This window comes from Nostoc sp. (assembly GCF_036916655.1).
Taxonomy (GTDB): Bacteria; Cyanobacteriota; Cyanobacteriia; order Cyanobacteriales; family Nostocaceae; genus Nostoc.
The window spans coordinates 1-11,843 of record NZ_JBALFY010000010.1 but is presented as its reverse complement, the minus strand read 5'-3'; the positions used below and the strand labels follow the sequence as shown (position 1 = coordinate 11,843).

Annotated in this window: 8 protein-coding genes; 4 read left to right on the top strand and 4 right to left on the bottom strand. The window is 42.5% G+C overall.

Going from position 1 to position 11,843, the window contains the following annotated elements:
* The first annotated feature begins 64 nt into the window (after nt 1–64).
* On the top strand, nt 65–1,333 hold the full coding sequence (locus V7L31_RS01880; protein ID WP_334694687.1) for a tetratricopeptide repeat protein: 1,269 nt from the start codon (nt 65–67) through the stop codon (nt 1,331–1,333).
* Between the two features lie 123 nt (nt 1,334–1,456).
* Here V7L31_RS01880 and V7L31_RS01875 read toward each other — a convergent pair whose 3' ends face one another.
* Nucleotides 1,457–2,290, bottom strand: coding sequence for a DUF4114 domain-containing protein (locus tag V7L31_RS01875; RefSeq protein WP_334694686.1), 834 nt, complete (start codon nt 2,288–2,290; stop codon nt 1,457–1,459).
* A gap of 541 nt (nt 2,291–2,831) precedes the next feature.
* Here V7L31_RS01875 and V7L31_RS01870 point away from each other — a divergent pair.
* On the top strand, nt 2,832–6,806 hold the full coding sequence (locus V7L31_RS01870; protein WP_334694685.1) for a PAS domain S-box protein: 3,975 nt from the start codon (nt 2,832–2,834) through the stop codon (nt 6,804–6,806).
* Between the two features lie 290 nt (nt 6,807–7,096).
* On the opposite strand, the gene V7L31_RS01865 is transcribed toward V7L31_RS01870, so the two are convergent.
* From V7L31_RS01865 to V7L31_RS01855, 3 genes are all read right to left on the bottom strand, one after another.
* A complete protein-coding gene (locus V7L31_RS01865; protein ID WP_334694684.1) occupies nt 7,097–9,217 on the bottom strand; it encodes a caspase family protein in 2,121 nt (706 codons plus the stop codon).
* A 179-nt stretch (nt 9,218–9,396) separates the two neighbouring features.
* A complete protein-coding gene (gene sat / locus V7L31_RS01860; RefSeq protein ID WP_334694683.1) occupies nt 9,397–10,575 on the bottom strand; it encodes a sulfate adenylyltransferase in 1,179 nt (392 codons plus the stop codon).
* 215 nt (nt 10,576–10,790) lie between these two features.
* Nucleotides 10,791–11,171: a hypothetical protein gene (locus tag V7L31_RS01855; protein WP_292872777.1), complete on the bottom strand. Its 381-nt coding sequence runs from the start codon at nt 11,169–11,171 to the stop codon at nt 10,791–10,793.
* 131 nt (nt 11,172–11,302) lie between these two features.
* On the opposite strand from V7L31_RS01855, the gene V7L31_RS01850 reads away from it, so the two are divergent.
* Both V7L31_RS01850 and V7L31_RS01845 read left to right on the top strand, forming a co-directional pair.
* Nucleotides 11,303–11,503, top strand: coding sequence for a hypothetical protein (locus tag V7L31_RS01850; RefSeq protein ID WP_334694682.1), 201 nt, complete (start codon nt 11,303–11,305; stop codon nt 11,501–11,503).
* 170 nt (nt 11,504–11,673) lie between these two features.
* Entirely contained in the window at nt 11,674–11,802 is a 129-nt protein-coding gene (locus V7L31_RS01845) for a ribbon-helix-helix domain-containing protein (protein WP_334694681.1), read from the top strand.
* Nucleotides 11,803–11,843 lie beyond the last annotated feature (41 nt).

The following is an 11,843-nucleotide window of genomic DNA, read 5'->3' as shown; positions in this document are numbered from 1 at the left end:
CATAAGTTAGACTACAAAACAAGCCTGCTGGAATTCAACTAACTGAATCAACCAAACAAATGCTATGAATGACGAATTCTACAATAGAGGATTGGAAAAGGCTAGGCGAAAAGACTACGCTGGAGCAATTGAAGAGTTTAACCATGCTTTACAACTGACACCTTATTTTACCGAAGCTTACTTGCAACGGGGTTTAGCACATTATGACTCAGGAGCAATCCTGAAGGCTGTTTCAGATTATACCGAAGCCTTGAAGCTGAATCCTGAGAGTGTAGAGGCATATTATTGTCGGGGATTAGCAAGAGTGGCGCTGAAAAATTTGCCGGGGGCGTTGGAGGATGTAGAACGCGCTATTCGTCTCAATCTCAATTATGCTGCTGCTTATAATCTGCGGGGGATGGTACGGCGCAAACAGGGTTATATTCAAGATGCGATCGCTAACTTTAAAAAAGCTGCACAACTATATTTAGAGCAACAAGACAAAGAGAATTGTCGTCGGTGTCTGGAACAAATTAAACAGTTACAACCCAAAGAATTACCAGTCCTTGAGCAATCACATTCTATAAGTGCGCCAATTTTATCCACCAATGATTATTTCACGCAACTATTAGAAAAGGCGGAAAAAGGAGATACCCAAGAGGCACTCGCCGATTTAAACTGGTTATTAAAAGCCGATCCGCAAGACGCCCAAGCTTACTGCTGTCGTGGAGTTGTGCGTTATAAAATGGGTAATTATCGAGAAGCGATCGCAGATTTTAATCAAGCATTGCGGCTAAACTTTCAAGATGCCATTGTCTATCGTAACCGAGGTAAAGCACGTTCTATATTGGGAGATCATCAAGGAGCGATCGCAGACCTTAACCAAGCACTCCAGATACAGCCTGAAGATGCCTTAGTCTATATTGCCAGAGGTAATGCCTATCGAACAACAGGCAATTATCTTGGTGCAATTCAAGATTACACCCAAGCACTGCAAATCAACCCCGATGATGCTCAAGCTTACTACAATCGCGGCATTGCCTATACTTGCTTAGAAGAAATACAAAAAGCCGTGGAAGATTATCAACGGGCGGCGAGTATCTTTTGTGAACAAGAAGACTGGGGAAATTATCAACAAGTCTTAAGTAGCCTAGAAAAAACCCAGAAGTTTAGTCCAGAGTCCAAAAAACAAAAGTATAACTTGTTACGCCAGCGAATTTTGCGAATGGTTGGAGGATACTGGGAAATAGCCGAACGATTGATTCAGCAAAAACAGAATTACCATCCTGGGATGTCAGACGAGTGGTATTTGCAAAAAGTGATTGATGATTTAGAACGCGATCGCGGTAGATAAAATATAAATACTACTACAAACGTAAATTCACCCGTACACTTCTTATACGGGTGAAAATGCAATCAATCACCTGTCGTTTTCCAATGAAACTAAATGCACACTATCTTAAGCACATTTGAAAGCTTAGTTAGAAGTGCGAGTTTGACGGCGGCGGCGCAATCCAAACATACCAACTGCTCCCACCGCAAACATTGACAGAGTAACAGATGGTTCAGGAACACTAGCACCAATTAACGCTTTAACATTTGCCTCGCCGATATCAAGAACAACGACAACATCGTTAAAGTCACGGTCAGAACCTTCGTTCCACTTACCAGTTTTAGAATCTACCCCAGAAGCGTATAAATCGCCGTATAAATCCTCAAATGCCAAGAGGATGTAATTATTGTAAGCGTAGGCAACTGCGTGCTGTAATCCATCCGCATTAGAGGCAGTGTCAGTACCATAGATATTGGCATAAGTACCACGGCTCAAACCATCAGCTCTCAACCAGAAGTCGAGTTGAGTACCTGCGGTAATATTACCAATATTGACCCCATCACCCAGCTTTAGTGCATTACCGCCCCAGTCACCAACACACCCGGCTCCTTCACAAGAAATATCATTAAAAAGTAGCCCAGACTTGTTAGTAGTTCCTGCGGCATCGAAGGCTAACTGGTTTCTAAAAGAAGCACCTTCATTGATAAAGTAAACAGAAACATCGTGGTCGTATTTTAGGTTTAATTTACTGGGGTCTAATTTAAATTGTCCGCTATTTGGCAAGGCAGCGCTTTCTGCTTGGACAAATTGTTGAAAAGGAACGTCGTTAAAACCAGTTTGAGACTTACTATATACTGTTGATTGAGTCCAAGAACTATTCCAACTAAAATCAGCAGCAGATGCAGTTTCTACTTTAGAAATTAATCCAGTTAAGGTAGCTGTAGCGGCAATTAAAGCAGTGAAAAAAAACGTTTTCATCTCAGGAGTCATTAAGTAGGGAAAATAGTTCAGACAGTATTTTTTTATCAATATGTCTGTGTCACTTGTTAATTTTTAGCAGTTATCCTTTAGCAAAGTCAATCTGTAATTGGGCTTTTGTTTGTATATTCAAATAGCTCTTTATTTAATGTATTTTTACTGAGAAATATCCAATTGCTAACTTAATTTATGTCACGAGTGTTCAGCATTTCAACTGAAAATTATGATGATATATTTATGGGGAATTTATATTTTTATTAAAATAAGATTGTATATCTTTATATTTAAAGTCCAAAACCTCAACCCAAAATCTCAAACTATATAAGTTACGTTGAGGATACTCGACAATTTTGAAATCCTCTCAAAGGTTGTTTTTTGAGCCACTATTACTTCCTACTATAAATTGTGCAAGAAAAAATATGCACACAGGTAGATGAAAAATTAGTCAAAAGGTAGCCTAAAATACAAAGGATATAAATGATTAACCCGTAAGAAATACGGGAGTTTACTACGCTAGATAGATGCGGTTAGAGAACACTCAATGTTAAATGTTAACCGCTTGCGGCTGCAAGATATATTAAAAATTCCGACAAATTCACTCGTGGCAAAAATCGCGAGTGCAATCCCTATTTTGGTTGGCGGTTTAGTACTAGTTGGCTGGTGGCTTGGCATTGAAGTTTTCAAGCGCGGCTTTCCCGGTAGTCCTGCCACAATGAAAGTCAATACGGCGCTGTGTTTTATATTATGTGGTCTATCCCTGTGGTTATTTTCAAAAGCAGGGAAGCACGGAAGTGTGGGAGAAAGAATAATTCAAAATTACCCCCACAGTTCCACTCCCTCCAATTCCCAAAAGGGTCTTTTGACCCCAATAACTCTACTAATTTCTCAGGTATGTGCGATCGCTGTCACCGCAATTGCAGCACTCACACTCTGTCAATATCTGTTTGGCTGGAATCTCGGCATTGATGAACTGGTGTTTGGTGATTCGCCAATTAGTATAGCGACAGCATATCCGGGGCGAATGGGGGTGAACACAGCACTAAACTTTATGCTGGTGAGTGTAGCCCTACAGATTTTGATTCATTCAAAAAACCACCGCAGTTATTGGTATGCCCAAATTCTGGCTCTGATTGCGACTTTAATTTCTTTTCAGGCGCTAATGGGCTATGCCTACAAAGTAAAAGTTCTCTATGGACTTGCCCCTTATACAACATCAATGGCCTTACATACGGCGGGGTTGTTCATATTACTAAGTATAGGCATTTTGTGGGTGCGCGCAGAACAGGGGTTAATGTCGGTAGTTACAAGTGATACTGACGGTGGCTTACTTGCACGTCGTTTATTAGTTGCTGCGATCGCAATACCTTTTATATTAGGGTGGATAATTGTTCAAGGTCAACGAGCAGGACAATACGATCCGGCCTTTGCAGTATCGGTATTTGCCATCGTCCTGATTGTAATTTTTACTATTTTGATTTGGCAAAGTGCCAGGGTTATTGAACGCCTCAGCTATCAACGCGACTGCGCTCAAAAAGCACTGAGAACCTACGAAGCTAAACTGGCGAGTTTTGTCGATGCTAACGTCATCGGTATTCTGTTTGGTGATGTGTATGGCAATATCCAGCAGGCAAACGACGAATTTCTCAGGATGATTGGTTACACGCGAGAAGACTTGTTAGCAGGTAAGTTAAGTTGGAGCAATATCACCCCGCCAGAGTATCTAGACTTGGATGAACGAGGTTTTACGGAAGCACAAGGCAACACCAACGGTGCTTGTACACCTTATGAGAAAGAATATATTCGCAAGGATGGTAGCCGCATCCCTGTTTTAATTGGTTACGTATTGCTAGGAGACAACCGAAAAGAATCAGTAGCATTTATTCTCGACTTAAGCGAACAGCAAGCTGCGCTACGCGAACGCAAGCAAGCAGAGGCAGAGCAACAAAAATTAGTATCGTTAGTAGAAAATAGCTCTGATTTTATCAGTATTGCCACCCTTGAGGGTAAATTACTCTATATAAATGATGCAGGTCAAAAGCTGGTCGGGCTTGCAAGCCTAGAAGAAGTGGGGCAAAAAGCAGTATTAGATTACGTCATGCCCAAAGACAAAGCCTATTTTCAAGAACATATACTGCCAACTGTGCGATTACAAGGACGCTGGCAGGGAGAATTCTGCTTTTGCCACCTCCAAACAGGTCAACCAATACCAGTTGATTACAATATCTTTACTGTTACAGATAAGAACACAGGTCAGCCAATTGCCTTAGCAACTGTGACTCGCAACATTAGCGAACAAAAACAGGCTAAGGAACAAATATTACAACTAAATAGGGATCTACAACGCCGGATTACTGAGTTACAAACTTTGTTAGAGGTAATTCCCATTGGAATTGGTATTGCTGAAGATCCAGAATGCCAAAATATCAAGGTCAACCCTTCTTTTGCCAAGCAGTTGGGAATATCTTCAGATACAAATGCTCCCTTGGGCGAAAAACCGACAAGCTTTAAAATCTACCGAGAAGGCAGGGAACTATCCACAGAAGAACTCCCAATGCAGTATTCTGCTGCTCATGGTGTTGAAGTTGTGGATTTTGAAGTTGATGTCGTCCATGACAATGGTAAAATCGTCAACCTGTTGCAGTATGTTGCACCTCTGTTTGACGAAGAGGGTAAAACTAGAGGAAGTGTTGGTGCATTTTTAGATATTACAGAGCGCAAACAGGCAGAAGAAGTACTATTAAATCAGCAAAAATGGCTAGAAGATGTGTTAAATCTGATGCCAAGACCGTTGCTGTTTATCGAACCAGGAACAGCGCGGGTAACTTTTGCCAATCGCTCTGCTGACGAATTAGCTGGGGGCGAATTTCCTAAAGGTGTAGCCGCAGCAGATTATCACACAGTCTACCACTACACAGATGCGGCTGGCGATCGCATCCCTAATGAACTTATGCCAGGAGTGCGGGTTGCCCTTGGCGAACGTCTGAATGGATTGGAGGTAGACTGGCACACTCCCGGTGGTGTGCGCTCTCTACTAGTATTTGCTGATACTTTGCCAGCAATGCACGGTCATCCATCTATCTGTATTTTGGTATTCCAAGAGATTAGCAATCTCAAAGAGGTACAAAAAGCACTATCGTTAGGTTACAAACGGCTAAAGCTACTATTCGACACAGTTAACGATTTACTATCGAGTCAGCAACCAGTAGTACTAATCGATAGCGTCTACCGAAAACTCTCAGAACAAATTGATTTAGATGTTTACTTTAACTATTTGGTTGAGGATAACTCTCAGCGAATGCAGTTGGGGGCTTACAGTGGCATTTCCCCGGAGATGGCGAAAGAAATTGAGTGGTTGGCTTATGGTGAATTGGTTTGTGGTAATGCAGCCCAGGAACGTTGTGCAATAGCTATAGAGAATGTGCAGCAATCAACTGACCCGCAAACAGAATTGATTCGCTCTTTAAATATTACTGCTTATTATGCCTATCCATTGATTGCCCAAGGACGACTATTGGGCACTCTTTCTTTTGGCAGCCGCACTCTGTCAAGCTTCACCGACAATCAAAAGGGGATGATGCAAGCAGTATGCGACCAAATCGCGATCGCAATGGAACGGGCGAGTTTAATTGCTTCTTTGCAACAACAAACTGAGCAGTTGCAAGACGCTAATAGGATGAAGGATGAGTTTCTAGGGATATTGTCTCATGAGTTGCGATCGCCCCTGAATGCCATCCTGGGTTGGGCGCAATTGCTGCAACGAAGCAAGCTGAGTGAAACCCAAATGGCTAGGGCTACAGAGACAATTGAGCGCAATGCCAAAGCGCAAACCCAGCTAATTGAAGACTTGCTAGATATATCACGGATGATTAGAGGGAAGTTACGCCTGAATGTCGGTACTTGTAATTTGGTTCCGATAATTGAGTCAGCCATTCAGACTGTTAATCTCGCCTCCCAGTCTAAGGAAATTGATTTGAGATTTTCCATTATTCCCTCCAAAGAAACGCCAAACTCAAATGGGGAATTAGAAAGCAATCATGAAAATCTCGAATCTCCAGAAGCACAATCCCCAAGTAGTCTTGGCGAAAATTCTCAATTCTTAGTTGCTGGTGATTTTGAGCGCTTGCAACAGATCGTCTGGAATCTGCTATCCAATGCTATTAAGTTTACATCCGTCGGAGGAAGGGTAGAGGTGCAATTGTCAGTAGTCAGCGGCCAAGAAAAACAACAGACAACAGATAAATATGCCCAAATTCAGGTAACTGATACAGGCATTGGGATTAATCCTAACTTTCTTCCTTACGTCTTCGATCGCTTTCGTCAAGCTGATAGTTCTAACACTAGAACTTATGGTGGATTAGGACTAGGATTAGCGATCGTCCGTCATTTGGTAGAGTTGCATGGTGGTACTGTTCACGCAGATAGCCCAGGTAAAGAACAGGGAGCAACGTTTACAGTCAAACTACCACTTCTAAAAATTTCCCCCCTTTACCCCTGTGCCCCTTTGCCCTTTGCATAAGTTCGTAACTTTTTAAACGCAGAGAAACACAGAGAAACACAGAGAAACACAGAGGTAAACGCATAGGCACTTTGCCTTCCCGCAGGGTAGGTACGCAGAGTTTTGCCAAGGGATATCCAGAAATTAAATTACTCAATTTTTGCATCCAATAGGAGCAGGGGGACAAGGTAGCAATATATCTCCCAAGTCTCCCCAAAGCGATTGATTATTTTTTTATTTGGAAGTCCCCAAAGTTAATTCGCTATGAATTAATGAAATGTTGTACTTAGAAAAAATGTGCAGTGGATTCGTCAAACCACTTGAAAACTAAAGCTAAAACTTGCCCAATTATTCACATCCAAGATATATGAGTCGGCTGCTGTGCCGTTTATCTCCGTTTTAAGATGTAAGTCTTGGAGCAAGGCTTGTGCAATGTTTAAGGAATTCAATAATGGGCCAATAGTCCGTTGTTCGGCTGAGGAATATTTAGCAGCGTTCAAAGCGGCGAGAGTTGCGGTAAAGGGAGTAGTACTAAAAATTAGTTGTTGTTCGCAAAAGAAAGCTGGCCCTGAAATCACCCATTCGGAAGCACCATTAGTTTGGGGTAAGGTAAGGGTTTCACCTGGGGCGATGACGACTTCTTTGAGGAGGGACTTGGTGTCGTCGGTGTTTGGTTCTTGGGGAGTTTCCCAAGAGTAGAGGGCGATCGCTGTATGATTATTATTTAACCCCAGCACAATTAAATATACTGGGCGATCGCTCTGGTTTTCCACTCGATATTGCATTCGACTACCGATAGGGACAATCGGTGTAGGGAGAGACGCGGCTAATCGCGTCTGTACTGATTTTTTGATCGGAGTTTCAGTTTTAAAAGCTCGGACTGTTTCGCGCTGCATAACAACGCGAGGCGATATATTACTAATTATTTCTAAGGTTGCTTTGAGAGCCAAGCGAGAAGAACCTTGATTTTCTGTGAGTCGCCATAACTTGGCTGCTAGCAAGGTTGATAATTTTGGCGCTAACCTTTGTACGGCTAATTTTACTGCTTCTCCTACTTCCCCCGTGGTATTGGGAATTAGTTCGCCACCGAGAGAAAATAGACTATAACGACTAGGGATTTCCTGTAGTTTACCAAATACATAATCAGCGGGTTTTTCTCCCACTACTACAGTGGAGATATGGGAAAATGCAGCGAAGGCACTTGTCGCGTCTACCCGCTCAATTCTTTCCAATCCAGTATCTAGAGCTATGGTTAAATTAACATTTCGGGGTAAAACCCGGACTGCTTCTTGGACGAGTTGCCCGACTTGTAGGGAATTTGCACCTTCAATTTGGGAAATTTGGGCTTTTGCTGTTAATCCAGTCCGCGATCGCAATACTAATTCTTCTGTTGTTGCTAGGGTAAATCGAGAATTCACCCCGTAGTATAGCAGCACTTGTGGCGGTAATCCTGCTAACCACAGATGGACTGTTTTGCCGTCTTCTTCAATAGCTGTCACCGCGCCTTCTGCACCAATGATACTCTCTGGCTGTAGAGACGTTAGATGTTGATTTTTCTGACTAGTTAATAACGCTGGTTGCTGTTTGCTACCCAATTTGGATAGAGAATTTTCTACATGAGAAAGGGAAACTTGAATTGTGGTGGCTGGGGTGAATTCCCACAAATACTGCGTCAAGGCGTAGGTAAATAACCCAGCACTAAAACCAGAAAAAAGTCCTTCCCTTGCTGGCTGCTTTGGTTCTGAGGTAGCCGCTAAAACAATCGGAGTGCTGGGTAATTTCTGAGTTTTGAGTTGTTGGAGAAAGTCAATTTCTTCTGCTGCTAGCTTTACATCTACTGATTCCTGAAGGGCACGAATTTTTAATCCTAAGACTGTGTTAGGAGCATAATAGCTAGTATCTAATACTGCTGTGACTCGTTCTGTGGGGAGCGATCGCAATAATAGCAGTAGAGTTTCTTCTAATATATAGTTGACTATTTTCTCATTTTGTGAATTTTGAATAAAATTAGCTGACACCAGAGCATTTTGCCTTATATCTGGTGATGTCTCTAATTTGACACGACTACCATAACCACTAAAGTGAAAGACGATTGCATCACCAGGTTTAGCTTGCTTACCCAGATGATCCAAAAAAGCCGCCTCAATCAATTCCCTGCTGGCTTCTTCCTCAGTTAAAGTTAGGATATCTGACCGTTGGAAGCCAAAACGATGAATCAAAAGCTCTTTTTGTAGTTCGACATCCGTCAGACAACCACTGAGGGCTGGAATTTTTGGGTATTGGTTAATACCTATTAGTAACGCCAATTTGCGCGGACTGGGTTGTGCCAAAGCCTGATAATAGCGATTTCCCAAAGACAACCACTCAGCTTCAGTTATCCCCAATACCGCGAGTATTGAGCCAATTCTCTCTAAAAACGTGCGCCGTTTCATAATTAGCTATCAGCCCTCAGCTATCAGTTAGCAGCTTACAGGGCTGAACTCTGTATTGTAAAGTTACAGTTTATGCTGCTTGCTTCTTGACCAAATAATTGTTCATTCATAATTCATAATTTCTGGTAAAAATTCATCAGTGGAGTCTTAATTACGAATTACGAATTACGAATTACGAATTATGCCGGCACTTCTATCCGCATTGCCCGCGCCAACTCTGCTGCTACCTCTGGGCGAGAAAATTCTGGCGGAGGTAACTCACCGCGCCGTAGCATTTCTCTAACTTTTGTCCCTGATAGGTGAATGCGTTCTTCTGGGCGGCTGGGACTGGTTTTAGATGTTGCCATCTGCTTAGTGCGTGTGCAGTAGAAAGCGTGTTCAAATTTCATCGGCACAATGCCTAATTCACCTGGCGCAAACTCATCAAAGATATACTGTGCGTCGTAAGTGCCGTAATAGTCACCCACACCAGCATGATCCCGTCCGACGATAAAGTGAGTACAGCCGTAGTTTTTGCGGACTAAAGCATGGAATATGGCTTCACGAGGCCCAGCGTAGCGCATTGCGGCGGGATTAATTGCCAAAGTTACCCGGTCTAAGGGGTAGTAATGTTCTAGCAAAATTTCATAGCAGCGCATCCGCACGTCAGCGGCGATATCATCCTCTTTTGTCGCCCCGACTAATGGGTGCAAAAATAGACCATCAACAATTTCTAAAGCGCACTTTTGAATATATTCATGGGCGCGGTGAATGGGGTTGCGAGTTTGAAAGCCGACGATGGTTTTCCAACCCTTGTCTTGAAATAGTTGCCGTGAGGCCGCTGGATCGATTTGGTAAGTGGGAAACTGGGGATGAGGTTCGCGTTGCAACAGCCAAATATCACCCGCCAGATGTACAGTACCTTGGTTATAGAGTACCTGTACGCCGGGATGATTGACATCATCAGTGCGGTAGACTTTGATTGCTTCGCGGGTTTTGTCGTAGTTATATTTTTGGGTGAGTTGCAAAACTCCGATAAATTCGCCTCTGGAGTTATCCAGACGGATTAAGCCGCCTTCTTGTAACGGGGAAGCTACTTCTTCGCTTACCGATAGTGTAATCGGGATTGACCACACAAGACCGTTAGCTAATCGCATTTCTGTGACAGTGCGATCATAGTCTTCTTGGTTCATAAAACCCGTCAGCGGACTAAAAGCACCGATCGCAATCATTTCTACATCCGAAACGGCGCGATCGTCAAGTTGCACTCGCGGCAAAAAGTCAGCTTTTGAGAGAAACTCCGCTCTTTGTTCTGGTGTGGCGATACGGTTAACCAACTGTCCACCGTGGGGGGCTATGGCATCTGGATTGTGACTCAACGTAATCCCCTTTTTGTATTAACTGTTATTGTTTCAGATTATGTACTAACTTATCAAATGCTGGTACGTAGAGAAAAAGAGTTTAGGGATATAGGGGTCTAGGAAGTGGGTTCTGGGTTCTGAAATTGGTATCAGCGCTCCCAGAGATTGGGGGTATACCCTAACAAAAAACTCCCCTCAAGTGAATGAAGAGAGTCTAAAGAGTTAGTGAAGAGTTATTGCATTTCTAACAGTCCTATCACTTGCTCCAGTTTCATCTTAGCCATGTGCAAAGCTAGCAGTTTCTCTTGATCGTATCTGTCTGGATAGTTCATTCTCCTTCCCTCAAGAGTGATTTTGATGAGTGCTGACTGTTCATCAGTAGGTGAACCCATTTCATCAATTGCAGTGCTTATTATCTGGATAGTGTTAAAGTCAGGAGTCTTCAATCCCCTTCCTTGTCTCATCTGCTGTAGTGCGAGTTGGGGAAATGCCATTAGAGATACGATGAAGCTCGTCTTGTAACCTGGGTTTCCTGTAGGCTTAATCCCGTACCTATGACACAAATCATGTAATTCAAGAGTAGTTTTGATTTCGAGTTCTGACCTTGTGAACATAAAATAGAATTGTCTATTTGCTAAAAGTGGACATTGGCGGGTATTAACTTCTCTAGGGGAAATACTCGCCAAATTTAAGCATACAATGTGTTGCCCAATTGATTGCACTTTACATTCACAATACTTAAAAAATGCCTAACCCTGAAGGCAACCCAGACATTAAAAAATATGGATTTAAAACTGATAGAGATGAGCCTTTAACAGAGCGGATTGCTATTCGAGTTACTAAGTCAATGGCTGAAAAAATTAAAGCTATTGACAATTATCCAGAGTTTTGTCGTCAAGCTCTGAGCGAAGCGTTAGATAAGCTCGATCAATCAGTGCGAGAGTAACGACAGACAACAAGTGTAGAAGTAATTTTTGATAGAGAGTAGGTAGTCGTAGCCCGCCGCAGGTATCGCTTTTCAGTATTCACTTTTGCTAATTGAGCCTAATATGGCAATAAATGGCATAAACTGCCATAGAATAATATTATGAAGGAAAAATTAGGGAAGCAGTATCAGTGAAAAGTATAAATATATCTCTCCCTGACACGATGCGGACTTATATAGAAGAGAAAGTGGCGGCTGGTGGTTACAGCCCACATTCCGCACCCAGAACTGTCACACCCCAAAGAAACGAATCTATTTAGTACATCCGAACTAATGATTGAGAAAATTGACTAGAATTTAT